Here is a 20,648-nt window from a genome sequence, read left to right as displayed (position 1 = left end):
GTGTTCCACGGCATCCTGATCGACAAGGACGAAACCGGCCAGCGCACGCGCGTGCAAACGCTCGACGACGCGCAATTGCCCGACGGCAACGTGACGGTGCGCGTCGCGTATTCGACGCTGAACTACAAGGACGCGCTCGCGATCACGGGCAAGAGCCCGGTCGTGCGCCGGTTTCCGATGGTGCCCGGCATCGATCTGGTCGGCGAAGTCGAAGACAGCGCGCATCCCGACTATCGCCGCGGCGACCGCGTCGTGCTCAACGGCTGGGGCGTCGGCGAAACGCACTGGGGCGGTCTCGCGCAGAAGGCGCGCGTCGACGGCGACTGGCTCGTGCCGCTGCCCGACGCGTTCTCGCCGCAGCAGGCGATGGCGATCGGCACGGCCGGCTACACCGCGATGCTCTGCGTGATGGCGCTCGAACGGCACGGCGTGCGCGCCGGCGACGGCGAGATCGTCGTGACGGGCGCGGCAGGCGGCGTCGGCAGCGTCGCGACCGCGATTCTCGCGCGGCTCGGCTATCGCGTCGTCGCGGTCACCGGGCGCCCGGAAGACGGCGACTATCTGCGCGCGCTCGGCGCGGCCGAAATCCTCGATCGCGCGCAGTTCAGCGCGCCCGGCAAGCCGCTCGGCAAGGAACGCTGGGCCGGCGCGGTCGACGTGGCCGGCAGCCACGTGCTCGCGAACGTCTGCGCGACGACGCGCTACCGCGGCGTCGTGACCGCATGCGGGCTCGCGGCCGGCATGGACTTCCCGGCGACGGTCGCGCCGTTCATTCTGCGCGGCGTCACGCTGGTCGGCATCGACAGCGTGATGTGTCCGCGCGACGAGCGCCTGACCGCATGGCGCCGCCTCGCGGCCGACCTCGACGTCGCGAAGCTCGGCGACATCGGCCGCGAAGTCGGCCTCGCCGACGCGATCCCGCTCGCCGACGAGCTGATCCGCGGCAAGGTGCGCGGCCGCATCGTCGTCGACGTCAACGCCTGATCGCGCCTGGCATCTGCGCCGCCCATCGCGCTTTGCGGCGGCGCTGCGCCGCGTCGCGCGCGGCCTGCACCATTCCGACGAGGAGAGAACCCATGAGCACCGCCACCCCCGCCCCCGTCAGCCGCTTTCCCGTGCCGGCGCTGGACGATCTGCCCGACGACATTCGCGCCCGGATCGCCGCCGTGCAGGAGAAGTCGGGCTTCATCCCGAACGTGTTCCTGACGCTCGCGCATCGCCCGGACGAATTCCGCGCGTTCTTCGCGTATCACGACGCGCTGATGGACAAGCCCGGCAACCTGACCAAGGCGGAACGCGAAATGATCGTCGTCGCGACGAGCAGCGCCAATCAATGTCAGTACTGCGTGATCGCGCACGGCGCGATCCTGCGCGTGCGCGCGAAAGACCCGCTGATCGCCGACCAGATCGCGACGAACTACCGGAAGGCCGACATCACGCCGCGGCAGAAGGCGATGCTCGACTTCGCGATGAAGGTCTCGCTGGCCGCGCAGCAGGTCGGCGAAGCCGACTTCGACACGCTGAAGTCGCACGGCTTCACCGAAGAGGACGCGTGGGACATCGCGGCGATCTCGGCGTTCTTCGGCATGTCGAACCGCATCGCCAACGTGACGAACATGCGGCCGAACGCCGAGTTCTACGCGCTCGCGCGCTGAGCGCGCGTTAGGGGCGACAAACGCGGCCGGCGCGGCCGGCACACCGCACGCGCGCACACGGCCGCACGGCCCGCGCCGCCTGATGCACCATCCCGGCGCGCGCGGGCGCGCAAACCGGTGCCGGATCGTCGCCCGCGCGACCGCCGGCGGGCGCCCCACGCGAAGAAACGCGAACACAGACGCGATCGGTCAAAAGCGTGCACTATTAGCACTTCGCCGCACCGACGCCGGACGCTTCGGCGCCCGGCCGTTTCGACGTCCGTTTCACGTTCCCCGTTTCAGACCGCGAACCACCCATGACGAATCAGCCTACTCAGACCGCAGCCGACCGGCCCGTCGACATGATCATCTTCGGCGGCGGCGGCGACCTGGCCGCCCGCAAGCTGCTGCCCGCGCTGTACATGGCGCACCTGCACCGCAACCTTCCGCCCGACACGCGCATCATCGCGGTCGGCCGCCGCGACTGGGGCATCGACGGCTACCGCAAGTTCATGGACGAGCAGTCGCGCCCGTTCATCGACGAGAAGGCGTTCGACGCCGACGCGTGGCGCCGCTTCCTCGACCTGTTCCAGTACGTGCTGATCGACGTGAACGCGCCCGACGACTATGCGCGGCTCGCAGCCGCGTCGCGCGACGGCGCGATCCGCGTGTTCTACCTGTCGACGTCGCCGGAGCTGTTCACGACGATCTGCGACAACCTGTCGGCCGCGCATCTCGTCGATGCGCATTCGCGCGTCGTGCTCGAAAAGCCGCTCGGTCACGATCTTGCGTCGGCGAAGGCGATCAACGATTCGGTCGGCAAGCATTTCGAGGAATCGCAGATCTACCGGATCGACCACTATCTGGGCAAGGAAACGGTGCAGAACCTGATGGTGCTGCGCTTCGGCAATCCGATCTTCGGGCCGCTGTGGCAGGCGCCGAGCATCCGCAGCGTGCAGATCACGGTCGCGGAGACGGTCGGCGTCGGCAGCCGCGCGGGCTTCTACGACCATACGGGCGCGCTGCGCGACATGGTGCAGAACCACCTGCTGCAGCTGCTCTGCATCGTCGCGATGGAGCCGCCCGTGTCGCTCGACCCGGACGCCGTGCGCGACGAGAAGCTGAAGGTGCTGCGCTCGCTGCGGCCGATGTCGCTGTCGGACGTCGCGCGCGACACGGTGCGCGGCCAGTACACGGCCGGCGCCGTCGACGGCCAGCCGGTCAAGGGCTACCTCGAGGAAGAGAACGTGCCGCCGGACAGCCGCGCGGAAACCTTCGTCGCGCTGCGCGCGTATATCAACAACTGGCGCTGGGCGAACGTGCCGTTCTTCCTGCGTACGGGCAAGCGGCTGCAGCGGCGTCAGTCGGAAATCGTGATCGAGTTCGCGGACATGCCGTTTTCGATCATCCCGAGCGGCCCGCGCCACTACGGCAACCGCCTCGTGATCCAGCTGCAGCCGGAGGAATCGATCCAGCTGCAAATGCTCGCGAAGGAGCCGGGCAGCGGCATGAACATGGTGCCGGTGAGCCTGAACCTCGATCTGCAGCAGGCGATCCCCGAGCGCCGCGCGGAAGCGTACGAGCGGCTGCTGATCGACGTGATCCGCGGACGCCTCACGCACTTCATGCGCCGCGACGAGCTCGAAGCCGCGTGGACCTGGGTCGAACCGATTCTCGACGGCTGGCAACAGCTCGGCGACCGGCCGCGGCTCTATACGGCCGGCACGTTCGGGCCTGCCGCGTCGTCGGCGCTGCTCGCGCGCGACAACATGTCGTGGTCGGAAGAAGCGTGACGCGGCACGCGGCCGAGCCGGCGCGCGACGTGCGTCGCGACCGGCACGGCCGCTACGACGGACTCAACCATGCGGCCTTGCGCCGTGACGGCGCGCTGCCGGCCGCCGCTGCGCCGCCGCCGAGCGCGTCGACCAGATAGTCGACGAACGACGCGATCCGCGACGAAATCGCCGTGTTGCGGTAGTACACCGCGTTGATCGGCTGCTGCACGTCGAGCGTTTGCCGCGCGAGCACCTGCACGAGGCGGCCCGCGTCGCGATCGTGCGCGGTCATGAAATCCGACAGGCATACGATGCCCGCGCCGTCCAGCGCGAGCTGCCGCAGCGTCTCGCCGCTCGACGACCAGATCGCGGGCTCGATCCGCAGCGGCTCGCCGTCCGCGCCGAGGATCGGCCAGACGTTCAGCGACTCCGGCTGCGTAAAGCCGAGCAGCGTGTGCCGGCCGAGATCCTCGACCTTGCGCGGCAAGCCGTGCGCCTCGACGTACGCCGGGCTCGCGAGCATGCGCAGCCGGCTGCTGCCGATACGCCGGCTGTGCAGCGTCGAATCCTTCAGCCGGCCGATCCGGAACGCGACGTCGGTACGCCGTTCGAGCAGATCGATGATCCCTTCGTTGCTGTTCAGCTCCAGCTCGACCTTCGGAAAGCGTTCGCGATAGCCGCGCACGAGCGGCACGATCACGTGCAGCATGAACGGCGTCGCCGCGTCGAGGCGCAGCCGCCCCGACGGCATCTCGCGCCGCGCGAGCATCTGCTCTTCGGCGTTTTCGACCGATTCGATGATCGCGCGCGCATCCTGCAGGAACGCGCGCCCTTCTTCGGTCAGTTCGAGCCGGCGCGTGGTCCGGCGCAGCAGCGTCGTCTTCAGCTTCTCCTCGAGCCGCGCGAGCGTGCGGCTCGCGGCCGACACCGTCAGATCGAGCTGCTGCGCGGCGGCCGTGATCGAACCACTGTCGACCACGGCCGCAAAGGCCTGGAGTTCGTCGAGCGTAATCTTCATTGTTGATCTGAAATCAAAACAATTTGGTTTATAGACGAGTTTTTCTGCAAAAGTAAAGCCGGCACACTGCGATCCGTCCTCACTGGAAACCGGATCCCATCATGCCACTCGCATTGCTCGCGCTGACCCTCAGCGCCTTTGCCACCGGTACGACCGAATTCGTGATCGCCCGGCTGATCGCGACGATCGGTGCCGATCTCGGCGTCAGTCCGCCTTCGCCCGCGAAGCCGCGCCCGATCCTTGATTCCGAATCAAATATTTTTGTCCGCTAACGGCGTTTATCTCACGAGTCCGACGGACCACAATGATTCCCGTAGCGACACCGTTCCATCCAGGAGCCCATGATGAATCCGATTCCCGCATTCGGCCTCGGCACGTATCGCCTGAAGGGCCAGGTCGTCATCGACTCGGTCCGCAACGCCCTCGAACTCGGCTACCGCGCGATCGACACCGCGCAGATCTACGGCAACGAAGCCGAAGTCGGTGAGGCGATCGCCGCGTCGGGCGTCAGCCGCGATGCGCTCTTCCTGACGACGAAGATCTGGGTCGACAACTATGCGCCCGACAAGCTCGTGTCGAGCCTCGAGGACAGCCTGCGCAAGCTGCGCACCGACTACGTCGACCTGACGCTGATCCACTGGCCGGCGCCCGACAACGGCGTGCCGCTCGCGACGTTCATGACCGCCCTCGCCGACGCGCAGGCGAAGGGCCTCACGCGCCGGATCGGCATCTCGAACTTCAACATCGCGCTGACGAAGGAGGCGATCGCGGCGGTCGGCAAGGACGCGATCGCGACGAACCAGATCGAACTGAGCCCGTATCTGCAGAACCGCAAGCTCGTCGAATTCCTGAACGCCGAAGGCATCCACGTGACGTCGTACATGACGCTCGCCTACGGCAAGGTGCTCGGCGACCCGGTGATCGGCGCGATCGCAAAGCGCCACGATGCGACGCCCGCGCAGGTCGCGCTCGCCTGGGCGATGCAGCTCGGCTACTCGGTGATTCCGTCGTCGACGAAGCGCGAAAACCTCGCGAGCAACCTGCTCGCGCAGACGCTGCGCCTGACCGACGACGACATGGCGCAGATCGCCGCGCTCGAGCGCAACGGCCGCGAAGTCGACCCGGCCGGCCTCGCGCCGAAGTGGGACTGAACTCGGCCCGTTATCGAATCGCCCCGTCCGCGGCCGTGCGCCGCGGCATCCGACAGGACATCCTCATGACCCAGGACCCGCTTTTCCAACCGCTTCGCCTCGGCGCGCTGACGCTGCCGAACCGCATCGTGATGCCGCCGATGACGCGCTCGCGCGCGAGCCAACCCGGCGACGTCGCGAACGAACTGATGGCCGCATACTACGCGCAGCGCGCGAGTGCCGGGCTGATCGTCAGCGAAGGCACCTACATCGCGCCGCTCGGCAAGGGCTACGCATGGACGCCCGGCATTCATGCGCCCGCGCAGGTCGCCGGCTGGCGCAAGGTGACGGACGCCGTGCATGCCGCGCAGGGCCGCATCTTCGCGCAGCTCTGGCACGTCGGGCGGCTGAGCCACACGAGCCTGCTCGGCGGCCGGCAGCCGGTGTCGTCGTCGCCGCTGCAGGCGAAGGGCGTGAACGTCTTCATCGCCGGCGAAGACGGCAGCACGCCCGGCTTCGTGCAGGCGTCCGAGCCGCGCGCGCTGACGGTCGACGAGATCCGCGACATCGTCGAGCAGTATCGCGTCGCCGCGCGCAACGCGATCGACGCGGGCTTCGACGGCGTCGAGCTGCACGGCGCGAACGGCTATCTCGTCAACCAGTTCATCGATTCGAACGCGAACACGCGCACCGACGCGTACGGCGGCTCGCTCGAGAACCGGCTGCGTTTCCTGCGCGAAGTCACGCAGGCGCTGATCGACGGCACCGGCGACGCATCGCGCGTCGGCGTGCGGCTCGCGCCGCTGACCACGCTGAACGGCTGCGTCGACGACGATCCGGAAACGACCTATCTCGCGGCCGCGAAACTGCTCGGCGAACTCGGGATCGGCTATCTGCACATCGCGGAAGCCGACTGGGACGACGCGCCGCTGATGCCGGTCGCGTTCAAGCAGCAGCTGCGCGCCGCGTTCCCGGGCGTGTTGATCTACGCCGGCAAATACACGGCCGAGCGCGCCCGCGAAGCGATCGCGGCCGGCTGGGCGGACTTGATCGCGTTCGGCCGGCCGTTCGTTGCGAATCCTGACCTGCCCGAGCGCCTGCGTACGGGCGCGCCGCTCGCGCTGCACGACCGCAACACGCTGTTCGGCGGCGGTGCGCGAGGGCTGACCGACTATCCGACGCTCGCGCAAGCGGCCGCGTAACGATCGCGAGCGCCGCGACATGGACGCCATGCGTGCTGCATGAACGCCCTGCGTGCGGCGCTCGCGCCGATTCCCGCCGAACCTTGGGACGCGCTGACGGCCGAACGCCGGATCGCCGATCACGCGCCGACGCCGGCCGGCGCCGCCCGACGCGAACCGCCGCGCGGTGTGTGCGCGACCATGCACGCATCGCGCGCGCGGGTGCGCGAAACATCGCCGGCCGATGCGCCGACGCGCCGACGCGCCAACGCGCCTACTCGCCGACGCACCGACGCCCGACCAAAAGCCGCTCAATCTCCCCTCCTCCCTCCCGCGCCCCCGCAACCGCCCCCGCCATCCGCGCGCGCAAATAGTCGCCTTAACGGATCCGATCTAGGCGTATACACGCGTTTTCTCGCGACGATGCCCCGCCGCACGCCGATATAAGCGCTGCGACATGCGCTGCATGCTCGTCGCCCAATGGGACGCGGACAGGCGTTCGCCTACTCTTCGCTACGGCAAAGCGCAGGTGACGCGGCCGCCCCGCATGCGCGGTCCGACGCGACCCGGGCGACCGCCGCGACGCGATTCGTCCCCACGACGATGCCGATATTCCAACCAGATACGAGACACCCTGACGACGGCGCGCAACGCGCCGTTTCAGCACGCTGATAAAGGAGCAAGCTCATGAGTGATACCCCGGTGCAGCCGACGGTCGGCGTCGGCACGGAAGAAAACGACTTCGGCACGCCGGGCGTCATCGACCGGTATTTCGGCATATCGACGCGCGGCAGCACCCAGCGCCGCGAGATCGTCGCCGGCGTAACGACGTTCCTCGCGATGGTTTATTCGGTATTCGTCGTGCCCGGCATGTTCGGCAAGGCCGGCTTCGACACGAGCGCCGTGTTCGTCGCGGTCTGCCTGACGACCGCGTTCGGTTCACTGTTGATGGGCCTGTGGGCGAAGCTGCCGATCGCGATCGGCTGCGCGATCTCGCTGACGGCCTTCACCGCGTTCGGCCTCGTGCTCGGCAAGGGGCTGCATCCGACCGTCGCGCTCGGCGCGGTGTTTCTGATGGGTCTCGTGTTCACCGGCATCTCGATCACCGGCGTGCGCTCGTGGATCCTGCGCAATCTGCCCGCGGGCGTCGCGCACGGCACCGGCATCGGCATCGGCCTGTTCCTGCTGCTGATCGCGTCGAACGACGTCGGCCTCGTGATCAAGAACCCCGGCGCCGGCCTGCCGGTCTCGCTCGGTCAGATCACTGCGTTCCCGGTCATCATGTCGGTGATCGGCCTGGCGGCGATCTTCGGCCTCGAGAAGCGCCGCGTGCCGGGCGGCATCCTGCTCGTCGTGATCGCGATCTCGCTGTTCGGCCTCGCGTTCGATCCGGCGGTGAAGTACCGCGGCGTCTTCGCGCTGCCGTCGCTGAGCACGCCGGGCCATGCGTCGCTGATCGGCGCGATGGACCTTCGCGGCGCGCTGTCGATGGCCGTGCTGCCGAGCGTGCTCGCCCTCGTGATGACGGCCGTGTTCGACGCGACCGGCACGATCCGCGCGGTTGCCGGCCAGGCCGGCCAGCTCGACGAAAACGGCCGCATCGTCAACGGCGGCCGCGCACTGACCGCCGATTCGGTCAGCTCGATCTTCTCCGGCTTCCTCGGCGGCGCACCGGCGGCGGCCTATATCGAATCGAGCGTCGGCGTGGCCGCCGGCGCGAAGACGGGCCTCGCGGCCGCGGTGGTCGGCCTGCTGTTCCTCGTCGTGATGTTCTTCTCGCCGCTCGCCGCGCTCGTGCCGTCGTACGCGACCGCGCCCGCGCTGATGTACGTCGGGCTGCTGATGCTTGGCAGCGTCGCGAAGCTGCATATGGACGACATGGTCGACGCGATGTCGGGGCTCGTCTGCGCGGTGTTCATCGTGCTGACCGCGAACATCGTGACGGGCATCATGCTCGGCTTCTCGACGCTCGTGATCGGCCGCATCGCGAGCGGCGAATTCCGCAAGCTGAATGCGGGCACCGTGATCATCGCGGCCGTGCTCGTCACGTTCTACCTCGGCGGCTGGGCGATCTGACCACGAACGGCGCGTGCCGCGGCGGCGGCCGCGCATCCCGATAACGGCGTCTCCTCCACCATCATCGTTGATGGCCTCCGGGCCCGGAAACGCAGGTTTCCGGGCCTTTTTTGCTGCGTCGACGGCCGCACGCCACGCGCGCGGCGCGCTACCCTATCGGTCTTCGCACCGCCGCCCGCGGCGAGCCGGCCCCGTGCACCGGCCGCCGCCGGGCGCGCCCGCTCCCGAACCCGACCGATGACGCGCATCCGAAATCACCTGAACGTCGCGCAACTGCAGGCCTTCGTCTGCGCCGCGCATCACAAGAGCCTGCGCGCCGCCGCGCGCGAACTCGGCGTCACGCAGCCGGCCATCACGCATACGATCCGCGAGCTCGAAACCGCGCTCAACGCCGAGCTGCTCGTGCGCAGCGTGCGCGGCGTCGAGCTGACGGCCTGCGGCCACGCGCTGCTGCCGCGCGCGGAGCAGCTGCTCGGCGACATGCGCCGCACGCTCGAGGCGGTCGAACAGGTGAAGGGCGAAATGTCCGGGCGCGTCGCGGTCGGCACGATGCCGTCGATCGCGCTGACGGCGCTGCCGCACGCGGTCACCGCGTTTCGCCTTGCGATGCCGAACGTGAGCCTGCATCTCGAGGAAGTGACGGTGCCCGACGCGCTCGCGCAGCTGCGCAACGGCACGCTCGACATCGCCGCGATGCACCACGTGCCGGCGCTCGACCGCGATTTCACGCAGTCGCCGCTGCTGTCGACCGAGTTCGTCGTCGCGATGCGCGACGGCCATCCGCTCGCGCACGCGCGCCGTTTAGAGGAATTGCTCGACGCGGAGTGGATCGTCACGGTCGGCGCCGAGCAGTTTCCGCACAGCGTGATGACGGCGATGTTCGACGCGCGCGGCCTGCCGCTGCCGAAGCGCCTGCTGCGCTCGCCGATGTCGTTCGCGGTCACGCTCGGGCTCGTCGCGCGCTCGGACGTGATCGGCTGCTTCACGCGCCCGCTCGCGGCGATGGTCGCGCCGCTCGGCATCCGCACGGCCGAGCTCGACGACGCGATGCCGCGCTTCGACCTGTCGATCATCGCGCGGCGCGACCTGCTGCCGACGCCCGCCGTGTCGCAGTTCATCGCGTGTCTGCGGCGCGCGGTCAACGAAACGCTCGGCTGAAGCGTTCCGGAAGGCAGGCACGCGCGACAAGTCGCCGCGCGGCCGCCCGATCCGGTATCGGGGCATGTCCTAGGCGCCGCGCCGGTATTTTGTCTTGATAATCTTGCGCACGTCGCGCGCCCCCATCGGGCAGGCGAAACGGACAGTCCGACGCGAAGCCGCGCCGGGCCGAAGGCTTACGGCGCGGCACAACCGCGCACCCATCGAACAAAACGAGGAGTCACCGAGTGAAAAAGATTCTTGCGGCTGTGACCGTTGCCCTGCTCGCCGCATCGGCCGGCAGCGCATACGCGAAAGACTGGACGACCGTGCGGTTCGGCGTCGACGCGAGCTACCCGCCTTTCGAGTCGAAAGACGCGAGCGGCAAGGTGGTCGGCTTCGACGTGGATCTCGGCAACGAAATCTGCCGCCGCCTGAACGCGAAGTGCGTGTGGATCGAGAACGACTTCGACGGGATGATCCCGGCGCTGAAGGCCCGCAAGTTCGACGGCGTGCTGTCGTCGATGTCGATGACGCCGGCGCGTCAGGAACAGATCGCGTTCTCGTCGAAGCTGTTCAACACGCCGACGCGGCTCGTCGCGAAGAAGGGCTCGGGCCTGATGCCGACGGCCGAATCGCTGAAGGGCAAGTCGATCGGCGTCGAGCAGGGCACGATCCAGGAAACCTACGCGAAGACGTACTGGGCGCCGAAGGGCGTGAAGGTCGTCCCGTACCAGAACCAGGACCAGGTGTACGCCGACCTGATCGCGGGCCGCCTCGACGGCGCGCTCCAGGACGCCGTGCAGGCCGAGATCGGCTTCCTGAAGACGCCGCGCGGCGCGAGCTTCGACTTCGCGGGCAAGGATCTCGACGATCCGAAGACGCTCGGCGAAGGCGCGGGCATCGGCCTGCGCAAGGAAGACACCGACCTGAAGGCGAAGATCGACGCGGCCATCGCGGCGATGCGCAAGGACGGCACGTACGACAAGATCGCGAAGAAGTACTTCGACTTCGACGTGTACGGCAAGTAAGCGCGCGCCGCATCCGCGCAGACGGGCTCCGCAAGGAGCCCGTTTTTTTGCGCGCGCGGCTGCGCACGGCGCCGCGGGCGTCGCTATTTTTTTCGCGTCAACCCGCTGATTTGCAACGGGAAAACGGCTGTTCCGGAACCGGTTTGATGGCTTCGACGAAGGCAACGTACAATCGACCTTCCACGCACACCGGATCATTCGCGGCTGCGCCGCGCTCCCGTCACCATGCAAACGCAGACCCATCCGCTGATTTCCCCCGCCGTCGGCACCGAACGTCAGATCACGAGCTTCCACTACGGCCCGCGCGGCGGCAAGAAGGTCTACATCCAGTCGTCGCTGCACGCGGACGAACTGCCCGGCATGCTGGTCGCCGTGTTGCTGCGCCGCAAGATCGCGGCGCTCGAAGCGGCCGGCAAGCTGCGCGGCGAGATCGTCATCGTGCCCGTGCCGAATCCGATCGGCCTGTCGCAGCATGTGTTCGGCGATCATCTGGGCCGCTTCGAGCTCGGCTCGATGCAGAACTTCAACCGCAATTTCCACGATCTCGCCGCGCTCGTGCTGCCGCGCATCGAAGGCCGCCTCACGCACGACGCGCAGCGCAACGTCGAAGCGGTGCGCGCGGCGATGCGCGAAGCGCTCGACGAACAGAAGCCGCGCACCGAGCTCGAATCGCAGCGTCTCGCGCTGCAGAAGCTGTCGTACGACGCCGACATCGTGCTCGACCTGCACTGCGACAACGACGCGGTGATGCACCTGTATACGAACCCCGATCTCTGGGAAGACGTCGAGCCGCTCGCGCGCTATCTCGACGCGCAGGCGTCGCTGCTCGCGCTGAACTCGGTCGGCAATCCGTTCGACGAGATTCACAGCTTCTGCTGGTCCGATCTGCGCAGCCGTTTCGGCGAGCGCTTCCCGATTCCGAACGGCGCGATCTCGGTCACGGTCGAGCTGCGCAGCGAGCGCGACGTGTCGTACGAGCTCGCGGAAAAGGACGCGCAGGCGATCGTCGAATACCTGACCGAACGCGGGATCGTCGAGGGCACGCCGGCGCCGCTGCCGCCGCTCGCACATCCGGCCACGCCGCTCGCCGGCACCGATCCGCTCGTCGCGCCGGTGTCGGGCGTGCTGGTGTTCCGCACGCCGGTCGGCGTATGGATCGAGGCCGGCCAGGAGGTCGCGGATATCGTCGATCCGCTCACCGATCGCGTCGTCACGCTGAAGAGCAGCGTGTCGGGCGTGCTGTATGCGCGTCAGGTCGTGCGCTTCGCGACGGCCGGGATGGAAGTCGCGCGCATCGCCGGCGCAACGCCGATCCGCACGGGGTCGCTGCTGTCCGCATAAGCGCCGCCGCAGGCGCGCCGCGCCGTGGCGTGCATCACAGCGAAATCGCCCGCATACGCGGGCGATTTTTTTTAGGCGGATACGAGGGTCGCGGCAACGCGCCGTGCGCGCACCGCACGCGCCGCTCAGAACGCCGGCACGATCGCGCCGCCGAATTTCTGCTCGATGAACTTGCGCACGTCGTCCGATTCGTACGCGGCGACGAGCTTCTTCACCCACGGCTTGTTCCGGTCCTGCTCGCGCACCGCGATCAGGTTCGCGTACGGCCCGCGCAGGTCCTCGATCGCAATCGCGTCCTTCACGGGCGTGAGCCCCGCCTTCACCGCGTAGTCGGTATTGATCGACGCCGCGTCGAGATCGGGCAGCGCGCGCGGCAGCTGCGCGGCGTCGAGTTCGACGATGCGGATCTTCTTCGGGTTCTCGGCGACGTCGAGCGGCGTCGCGTTCACGCCGTTCGTGCCGACGCCGGGCTTCAGCTTGATGACGCCGTATTTCTGCAGCAACAGCAGCGCGCGGTTGCCGTTCGACGGGTCGTTCTGGATCCCGACCTTCGCGCCGGCCGGCAAATCCTTCAGCGACTTGTATTTCTTCGAATAAAAGCCCATCGGCGCCGTATAGGTCAGCCCGACGCTGACGATCTTGTAGCCGCGCTGCTTGATCTGGCTGTCGAGAAACGGCTGATGCTGAAAGCCGTTCGCATCGAGATCGCCCGCGTCGAGCGCGGCGTTCGGCTGCACGTAGTCGTTGAACTCGATGATCTTGATCGCGAGCCCTTCGCGTGCGGCGATCTTCGTCACCTCGCTCCAGATCTGCGCGTCGGGGCCGCTCATCGTGCCGATCTTCAGCGTCTGCGGATCGGCGTGCGCGCCGGGCGCCGCGAAAGCCAGCGCCGCGCCGAGGGCGGCAAAGCCGGTCAGGATCGAACGTCGCATGGTTCCTCTTGCCGTGTCGTTGTTGGAACGCGCATCGTCGCACGGGGCCCGAACGCGACCAACCAAGCTTATTTCATGTGCATTTTCCGCGGCGCGATCAAAGTTCAGGCGAATTCGATATAACGGGCGGCCGCGACGCCGGGCAGAATTCAGCTCCTGTTTCGGGCCGGAACAGGGGCCGGATGTCGCATCGGCACCACACATTCTTCATATGACAGAGGCTGTCACATTCATTACGTGGCACGTCGATAAAGTCGCCGTCGGTCCGTGAAAGCGCCCGCAGAGAGCGCCGGAACCGCAACTGGACACGCATTTATTCGCTCGGAGAATCCTTTGAACAAGAAACTGTTGACCACCGCCATCCTGGCAGCCACCGCCGGTGTGGCGCACGCGCAAAGCAGCGTCACGCTGTACGGCGTGATCGACGCCGGTATCAGCTACGTGAACCACAGCAAGAACGCTACCGGCGGTAGCAGCAAGCTGTTCAAGTACGACGACGGCGTTGCGCAAGGCAGCCGTTGGGGCCTGCGCGGCACCGAAGACCTCGGCGGCGGCCTGAAGGCGATCTTCGTGCTCGAAAACGGCTTCAACAGCGGCACGGGCGCACTCGGCCAAGGTGGCGCGCTGTTCGGCCGTCAAGCCTATGTCGGCCTGAGCCAGTCGCAGTACGGCACGCTGACGTTCGGTCGTCAGTACTCGTTCTCGACCGACATCCTCGGTTCGAACTACTCGACGGGCGGCAACACGGTCGCAGGCAACTACGCGTACCACGTCAACGACGTCGACCAGCTCACGTCGAGCCGCATCAACAACGCAGTCAAGTTCCAGAGCGCGAACTACGCCGGCTTCACGTTCGGCGCGTTGTACGGCTTCTCGAATTCGACCGACTTCGCAGGCGCACCGGGCACGGGCACCACGAACAGCGGCGGTTCGTCGCGCGCATACAGCTTTGGCCTGAACTACGCGAACGGTCCGTTCTCGCTCGGTGCGGCCTACACGGACATCCGCTATCCGAGCCAGTCGACGACGCCGTCGGGCGGCTCGAACTTCAACACGGCGCTCGCAAACATCAGCACGGGTAACGTCCGCGACCTGCGCACGTACGGCGTCGGCGGCCGCTACGTATGGGGCCCGGCAACGGCATGGCTGCTGTGGACGCGTACGCAGTTCTCGACCGTTTCGGGCGCAGGCGGCACGTTCTACAACGCATATGAAGGCGGCCTGAAGTACGCGATCACGCCGGCCCTGTCGGCAGCAGCGGGCTACACGTACACGAACGCAACGCAAAACGGCGCATCGGCGCACTGGAACCAGGGCAACCTCGCGCTCGACTACGCACTCAGCAAGCGTACGGACGTGTACGGTCTCGTGATCTACCAGAAGGCGTCGGGCAACAACGTGCAGGCGCAGATCGGTTCGAGCACGAGCTACTTCAACACGTCGGGCAACGGTTCGTCGAACCAGATCGCCGCACGCGTCGGTATCCGTCACAAGTTCTAAAGCATCCGCTCAACCTGCGGATCACGACGGCAGAAGCGCCCCGCTCCACGCGGGGCGCTTTTTTATGGGCTTTTAAGTTTCGCTTAATTCTGGGCTGAGACGATGCACTCACCCCCCCTGTTGGCCGCCTGAGCATCGGCGGCATTTTTTTTGCGAACCCGGCGGCGCCGCCACCGGATACCCATAACAAGACAGGATCGGAGGCCCGTGATGATCGAAGATACCGTTTTCAGCCATCTGCACACGATTCTGACCCGCGAGCACTCGTTACCCGTCCAGAGCTGTCGCGTGTCCGTCGAAATGCAGCGCCCGTGGGGGCGCCCGTATCGGCTCGTCGAATGGACGATGCATCTCGATGCACCCGCGCGACGGCAGATCGTGCCGGCCGAATCGACCGACGCGGAAATCGCCGAAGTCGTCGCGTCGCACGTGCCCGGCCGGCTGTACGGCGACGGCCGCCTGCAGTTCTAACCGCCACTTCCCGCGTTCCTCCGGCGCCCGCCGCGGCGCCGCACGTGCCATGCAACGGCCGCTGCGCCCGGCGCGTGCGGCACTCCGTCCCTTTGGGTCCGGCGACGAAGTCTGCTACGCTGCGCGTTTTCGTCCACGCAACACACGATGGAAAACCCTTTCAACGAACGCGGCGTGACCATCACGCGCAACGGGCTGTCGTCCGGCGGCCAGGTCTTCGCGCTGCGTGACATCGGCGACGTCGACGTCGTCAAGGTCCCGAAAAACCGGCTCGTACCATCGCTGATCTCGCTGATCGGCGTCGTCACCGCGATCGCAGGCAGCGTCGCCTCGTCGAGCGCGGCACTCGTGGTCGGCGTGATGCTCGTCGTCGTCGGCTATCTCGCCTGGACGACGCAGGACGTCACGTACCGGCTGATGGTCCAGATGCCCGACGGCAAGCGCGAAGCGCTGTCGAGCGTCGACGCCGAGTTCGTCGAGCGCGTCGCGCAGGCGGTACGCGCCGCGCGCACGGCCACCGCCGCCGCCGGCTGATTCGCCGCGCACGAAGCGCCTTCCCCGTTCGCGATCGCGGCGCGCCGCGTGTTGACCGCCTAGTATGGAAAGTGCGGCCCGCCGCCGCATCGTCCGAGGAGGTCGGCATGAACGCTCAATCGCTGTCCGGCATGCTCCGCGCGCAGGAGCTGCTGCTCGTCTCGATGGTTCGCACGCTTCCCGTCGACGCCCGCGGCGCGCTCGTCGATCTCTTCACCGAACAGATCGCATTCGCCGAACAGGCGGGGCTCGAAAGCCGCGCCGACCGCGACGTTCACGATGCGTTCGTCGCGCATGCGCGCAATCTGCTGATTCGCCTCGAATCGCTCGCCTAGCGCCGCGTCGCGGCGCCCGTCTCCCGAATTGATCGCGCGCCCCCGCGGCGCGCCGCTGGCGGCTGCGCGCCCGCGTGCAGCCCGTCCGCTTTCTTGTATCGATAATAATTCTCATTTACAATTCGGGCATTCGTCAGCTTCCTTTCAATTTGCCGTGCGCCGCATTGCGCGCATGGGCCAGCCAGGTGAACGCGTCGCCCAGCCAGCCTTCGGGCTTGTTTCAACCATGGGAGACCACCTGTGCATCGCTCTACGCTGGCGCGCCAGCCGATCTTTGCCGCGCTCATCGGTGCGGTCGGATTGTCCGCCGCCACGGCTCACGCCGATTCTTCGCCGTCCCACACCTCCGCCTCGTCCGTCACGGCCGACGCGGCAGCCGCACGCGCCAGCAGCGCGCTGCTCGACCCGGTCACCGTCACGGCGACGCGCACCGCGACAGCCGCGAGCCGCACCGCCGCTTCCGTGTCGGTGATCGACGCGGACGACCTCGACGAACAGCAGGCTACCAACATCAAGGACGCCTTGCGCTACGAGCCCGGCATCACGGTGCGGCGCACCGCGTATCGTCCCGGCAGCGCGGCGCTCGGCGGCGGCCGCGACGGCGATTCGAGCATCAACATCCGCGGCCTCGAAGGCAATCGCGTGATGTTGATGGAAGACGGCATCCGCCTGCCGAACGCATTCTCGTTCGGCCCGCTCGAGGCGGGCCGCGGCGACTACACCGACCTCGATACGCTGAAGCGCATCGAGATCGTGCGCGGGCCGGCGTCGGCGCTGTACGGCAGCGACGGACTGACCGGCGCCGTCAACTTCATCACGAAGGATCCGCAGGATCTGCTGTCGATCTACCGCAAGCCGACCTACTTCTCGTTCCGGCCGAGCTACGATTCGACCGACCGCAGCATCGGCGCGACCGTGTCGGCCGCCGGCGGCAACGATCGCATCCAGGGGATGATCATCGCCGACGGCCGCCGCGGCCACGAGATCGACACGCGCGGCAGCGACAACTCCGCAGGCAAGCTGCGCACGACGTCGAACCCGCAGCACGTGTACAGCGAATCGCTGCTCGGCAAGCTCGTGCTGATGCCCACCGTGCGCGACACGATCAGGCTGACCGCCGAAACCGTGCAGCGGCGCGTCGGCACCGACGTGCTGTCGGCGATCGTCGCGCCCGCGACGCTCGGCCTCACGACGAGCGACCGGCTCGAACGCAACCGCTTCAGCGCCGATTACGCCTTTCGCGACGACGCCTCACGCTGGCTGCAGAACGCGCACGTGCAGTTCTATTACCAGGAAGCGACGCAGGACCAATACGCGTTCGAAACGCGCGGCACGCTGCCGTCACGCTCGCGCGACAACCGCTACCGCGAACGCACGTTCGGCGGCTCGGCGTTCGCCGAAAGCGGATTCTCGACCGGCCCGCTCGTGCACAAGCTGCTGGGCGGGATCGACGGCAGCCTGTCGCGGATCACGAACCTGCGCGACGGCACGGTGCCCGGCGTCGGCGAGACGTTTCCGAACAAGGCCTTCCCCGACACCGACTACACGCTGTTCGGCGCGTTCGTGCAGGATCAGATCGGCTACGGCCGCCTGCTCGTCACGCCCGGGCTGCGCTTCGACACGTATCGGCTGAAGCCGTCCGGCAACGATCCGCTGTTCACCGGCCGCGCGGTGTCGACGCACGCGAACGAACTGTCGCCGCGCGTCGCGGTGCTGTACGAGATCGCGCCTGCGCTGATTCCGTATCTACAGTACGCACACGGTTTCCGCGCGCCGACGCCCGATCAGGTCAACAGCAGCTTCTCGAATCCCGTGCAGGGCTATACCTCGATCGGCAATCCGAACCTGAAGCCCGAGACCAGCGACACGTTCGAAGCCGGGCTGCGCGGGCGAGCCGGCACCGGCTACGGCACGATTCGCTACAGCGCGGCCGCGTTCACCGGCCGCTACCGCAACTTCATCGCGCGTACGACGATCGCCGGCAGCGGCCGGCCGACCGATCCGTTCGTGTTCCAGTACGTGAACTTCGCCGATGCGCGCGTTCACGGCATCGAAGGCCGCGCCGACTGGGCGATGCCGAACGGCATCACGCTGCGCACCGCGCTCGCGCTGACGCGCGGCTCGACGCAAAACGACGGCGCCGCGAGCCAGCCGCTCAACACCGTGAATCCGTTTTCCGCCGTGTTCGGCGTGCGCTACGAGCCGACCGAACGCTGGTTCGTGCAGACCGATCTGCTGTTCCAGGCCGCGAAGCGCGACAAGGACATCGACCGGTCCGACTGTTCGAAGCGAGCCTGCTTCGCGCCGCCTTCGTCGTTCGTCGTCGATCTGCGCGGCGGCTATCGCTTCAACAAGCACGTGAGCGCGACGGTCGGCATCCGCAACCTGTTCGACCGCAAGTACTGGAACTGGTCCGACGTGCGCGGCATCGCCGCCGATTCGCCGGTGCTCGACGCCTATACGTCGCCCGGCCGTACCGTCGCAGTCAGCATGAAGGTCGATTTCTGATGCGCGCCGGCTGCACGCGCGTCCCACCGTCCGTCAAGGAGTCCGACATGATGCAATCCCCCGTTTCCGCGTCGTCCGTGCGCACGTCCACCTCGCTGCGCGACGCGTTCGTGAAGCTCAAGCGCGAGCGCCGGCTGCGCAACCGCGACGTCGCGCAGGCGCTCGGTGTCAGCGAAGGCGAAGCGCTCGCCGCGTTCGTCGGCGAGCACGTGGTGCGGCTCGATGCGCGCTTTCCCGATCTGTTCGAGGAAATGCCGCGTCTCGGCCGCGTGATGGCGCTCACGCGCAACGACGCGGCCGTGCACGAGAAGGACGGCGCGTACGCGCAAATGAGCCACGACGGCCCCGTCGGTCTCGCACTCGGCGACATCGATCTGCGCATCTTCTATCGACAGTGGGCGTCCGCGTTCGCGGTGCGCGACGACACGCCGCACGGGCCGCTGAAGAGCCTGCAGTTCTTCAACGCGCAGGGCCATGCGATCCACAAGGTCTATCTGCGCGCGCACAGCGATCACGCCGAATACGATGCGTTCGTCGCGCGCTGGCGCGCGGCCTCGCAGCAGCCGGGCCTCGACGTCGCGCCGGCCGCGCCGAAAAAACCCGAGCGCGCGGACAGCGCGATCGACGTCGCCGGCTTTCGCGCCGCGTGGCACGCAATGACGGACACGCATCAGTTCTTCGGCATCACGCAGCGTTTCGGCGTGAGCCGCCTGCAGGCGTTGCGTCTTGCCGATCCGCAGCATGCGTATCCGCTCGATGCCGCACACGCGTTGCGTCACGTGCTCGAACGTGCGGCGCAGAGCGGCCAGCCGATCATGGTGTTCGTCGGCAACGCGGGGATGATCCAGATCCATACGGGCCCCGTCGCGAACGTGCGCGAAGTCGGCGCATGGATCAACGTGCTCGATCCGGGCTTCAACCTGCACGTACGCGAGGACATGATCGCGACCGCGTGGGTCGTGAAGAAGCCGACGAGCGACGGCATCGTCACCTCGGTCGAACTGTTCGACCGCAACGGCGAGCACGTCGCGCTGCTGTTCGGCGAACGCAAGCCCGGGCAGCCGGAGCGCGACGACTGGCGCGCGCTCGTCGCGTCGCTCGCGCCTGCCGCGCGCGGGGACGCACGATGAGCGCGCGCACGTTCGATCCGCGCCGCCGCGCGGCGCTGGCGGGCGCGGCCGCTGGTGCGCTCGCGGCGACGGCGCCCGCGCGCGCGATCGCGGCGGTCCAGTCGGCGCCGAAGCGCGTCGTCGTGATCGGCGGCGCGCTCGCGGAAACGGCCTTCGCGCTCGGCGGCGAACACGCACGCGGCTACCGGCTCGTCGGCGCGGACACCACGTGCACGTATCCGGAGGCCGCGAAACGCTTGCCGAAGGTCGGCTATCAGCGCGCGCTGTCGGCCGAAGGCTTGCTGTCGTTGCGGCCCGATCTCGTGCTCGCGTCGGCGGAAGCCGGCCCGCCGGCCGCGATCGCGCAAGTCGCGCGTGCGGGCGTCGCGGTGCAGACCTTCGACGAGCATCACGATGCCGACTCGGTACGCAAGAAAATCGCCGGCATCGCGCAGGCGCTCGACATGCGCGATGCCGGCGTCGCGCTGCTGCGGCAGTTCGATCGCGACTGGCAGGCCGCGCGCGATTCCGTCGCCGCGCACGTGCCGGGCGGCGCGCAGCCGCCGCGCGTGCTGTTCGTGCTCAATCACACCGGCAACCAGGCGCTCGTCGCCGGCCAGCGCACGGCGGCCGACGCGATGATCCGCTACGCCGGCGCGCGCAACGCGATGCAGGGCTTCGATCACTACAAGCCGCTGACGAGCGAGGCGCTGGCCGCCGCCGCGCCCGACGTCGTGCTGATCTCCGACGAAGGGCTCGCCGCGGTCGGCGGGCGCGCGGCGCTGCTGGCCGCGCCCGGCTTCGCCGCGACGCCGGCCGGTCGCGCGCAGCGCATCGTGTCGCTCGACGCGCTGCTGCTGCTCGGCTTCGGCCCGCGGCTGCCGCTCGCGGTCACGACGCTGCATCGGCGTCTGTCGGACACGCTCGCGTAACGGG

At 68.0% G+C, this 20,648-nt stretch carries 18 protein-coding genes and 1 pseudogene; 17 read left to right on the top strand and 2 right to left on the bottom strand.

Annotation, left to right across the window (positions count from 1 at the left end):
* The 3 genes from acuI to zwf all read left to right on the top strand — a co-directional run bounded on the left by acuI (position 1) and on the right by zwf (position 3,427).
* Positions 1-984: an acrylyl-CoA reductase (NADPH) gene (gene acuI / locus ACSHSS_RS17695; RefSeq protein ID WP_105825379.1), complete on the top strand. Its 984-nt coding sequence runs from the start codon at positions 1-3 to the stop codon at positions 982-984.
* A 92-nt stretch (positions 985-1,076) separates the two neighbouring features.
* Positions 1,077-1,655, top strand: a complete 579-nt coding sequence (locus ACSHSS_RS17690; RefSeq protein WP_217029629.1) for a peroxidase-related enzyme — start codon at positions 1,077-1,079, stop codon at positions 1,653-1,655.
* Positions 1,656-1,951: 296 nt separating this feature from the next.
* Complete coding sequence (gene zwf, locus ACSHSS_RS17685) at positions 1,952-3,427, top strand: glucose-6-phosphate dehydrogenase (protein ID WP_006397286.1); 1,476 nt, start codon at positions 1,952-1,954, stop codon at positions 3,425-3,427.
* 52 nt (positions 3,428-3,479) lie between these two features.
* Here zwf and ACSHSS_RS17680 read toward each other — a convergent pair whose 3' ends face one another.
* Complete coding sequence (locus tag ACSHSS_RS17680) at positions 3,480-4,427, bottom strand: LysR substrate-binding domain-containing protein (RefSeq protein ID WP_445545304.1); 948 nt, start codon at positions 4,425-4,427, stop codon at positions 3,480-3,482.
* Between the two features lie 101 nt (positions 4,428-4,528).
* On the opposite strand from ACSHSS_RS17680, the pseudogene ACSHSS_RS17675 reads away from it, so the two are divergent.
* From ACSHSS_RS17675 to ACSHSS_RS17645, 7 genes and pseudogenes are all read left to right on the top strand, one after another.
* Positions 4,529-4,645 (top strand): annotated as a pseudogene (locus ACSHSS_RS17675) (MFS transporter); the annotation flags it as partial.
* Between the two features lie 126 nt (positions 4,646-4,771).
* Positions 4,772-5,578, top strand: coding sequence for a 2,5-didehydrogluconate reductase DkgB (gene dkgB / locus ACSHSS_RS17670; protein WP_445545303.1), 807 nt, complete (start codon positions 4,772-4,774; stop codon positions 5,576-5,578).
* Between the two features lie 65 nt (positions 5,579-5,643).
* Complete coding sequence (locus tag ACSHSS_RS17665; protein ID WP_445545302.1) at positions 5,644-6,759, top strand: alkene reductase; 1,116 nt, start codon at positions 5,644-5,646, stop codon at positions 6,757-6,759.
* 666 nt (positions 6,760-7,425) lie between these two features.
* Complete coding sequence (locus ACSHSS_RS17660) at positions 7,426-8,814, top strand: NCS2 family permease (protein WP_006397292.1); 1,389 nt, start codon at positions 7,426-7,428, stop codon at positions 8,812-8,814.
* Positions 8,815-9,051: 237 nt separating this feature from the next.
* On the top strand, positions 9,052-9,972 hold the full coding sequence (locus ACSHSS_RS17655) for a LysR family transcriptional regulator (protein ID WP_164676301.1): 921 nt from the start codon (positions 9,052-9,054) through the stop codon (positions 9,970-9,972).
* A gap of 227 nt (positions 9,973-10,199) precedes the next feature.
* A complete protein-coding gene (locus ACSHSS_RS17650) occupies positions 10,200-10,982 on the top strand; it encodes an ABC transporter substrate-binding protein (protein ID WP_445545301.1) in 783 nt (260 codons plus the stop codon).
* A 225-nt stretch (positions 10,983-11,207) separates the two neighbouring features.
* A complete protein-coding gene (locus tag ACSHSS_RS17645) occupies positions 11,208-12,323 on the top strand; it encodes a succinylglutamate desuccinylase/aspartoacylase family protein (RefSeq protein ID WP_006397295.1) in 1,116 nt (371 codons plus the stop codon).
* Between the two features lie 125 nt (positions 12,324-12,448).
* Here the strand turns inward: ACSHSS_RS17645 and ACSHSS_RS17640 are convergent, their stop codons facing one another.
* The gene (locus ACSHSS_RS17640; protein ID WP_006412959.1) at positions 12,449-13,255 is read right to left on the bottom strand and encodes a MetQ/NlpA family ABC transporter substrate-binding protein; all 807 of its coding nucleotides are present in this window, start codon (positions 13,253-13,255) and stop codon (positions 12,449-12,451) included.
* Positions 13,256-13,588: 333 nt separating this feature from the next.
* Between ACSHSS_RS17640 and ACSHSS_RS17635 the strand changes: the two genes are divergently transcribed.
* The 7 genes from ACSHSS_RS17635 to ACSHSS_RS17605 all read left to right on the top strand — a co-directional run bounded on the left by ACSHSS_RS17635 (position 13,589) and on the right by ACSHSS_RS17605 (position 20,644).
* Positions 13,589-14,755 carry a porin gene (locus tag ACSHSS_RS17635; RefSeq protein WP_048804302.1) on the top strand — a complete coding sequence of 389 codons (1,167 nt, stop codon included), beginning with the start codon at positions 13,589-13,591 and terminating at the stop codon, positions 14,753-14,755.
* Between the two features lie 210 nt (positions 14,756-14,965).
* Positions 14,966-15,226: a DUF2866 domain-containing protein gene (locus tag ACSHSS_RS17630; protein ID WP_012216319.1), complete on the top strand. Its 261-nt coding sequence runs from the start codon at positions 14,966-14,968 to the stop codon at positions 15,224-15,226.
* Between the two features lie 147 nt (positions 15,227-15,373).
* The gene (locus tag ACSHSS_RS17625; protein WP_445545300.1) at positions 15,374-15,760 is read left to right on the top strand and encodes a DUF6232 family protein; all 387 of its coding nucleotides are present in this window, start codon (positions 15,374-15,376) and stop codon (positions 15,758-15,760) included.
* A gap of 107 nt (positions 15,761-15,867) precedes the next feature.
* Positions 15,868-16,095: a hypothetical protein gene (locus ACSHSS_RS17620; RefSeq protein WP_035956177.1), complete on the top strand. Its 228-nt coding sequence runs from the start codon at positions 15,868-15,870 to the stop codon at positions 16,093-16,095.
* 240 nt (positions 16,096-16,335) lie between these two features.
* On the top strand, positions 16,336-18,603 hold the full coding sequence (locus ACSHSS_RS17615) for a TonB-dependent hemoglobin/transferrin/lactoferrin family receptor (protein WP_261527582.1): 2,268 nt from the start codon (positions 16,336-16,338) through the stop codon (positions 18,601-18,603).
* Positions 18,604-18,650: 47 nt separating this feature from the next.
* Positions 18,651-19,733: a hemin-degrading factor gene (locus ACSHSS_RS17610; protein ID WP_445545299.1), complete on the top strand. Its 1,083-nt coding sequence runs from the start codon at positions 18,651-18,653 to the stop codon at positions 19,731-19,733.
* Positions 19,730-20,644, top strand: a complete 915-nt coding sequence (locus ACSHSS_RS17605; RefSeq protein ID WP_445545298.1) for a heme/hemin ABC transporter substrate-binding protein — start codon at positions 19,730-19,732, stop codon at positions 20,642-20,644. Before ACSHSS_RS17610 ends, ACSHSS_RS17605 begins: the two co-directional genes overlap by 4 nt.
* Positions 20,645-20,648 lie beyond the last annotated feature (4 nt).

The sequence above is a fragment of the Burkholderia sp. BC1 genome, from assembly GCF_052683555.1.
This window is presented reverse-complemented; position numbering and strand designations above follow the sequence as displayed.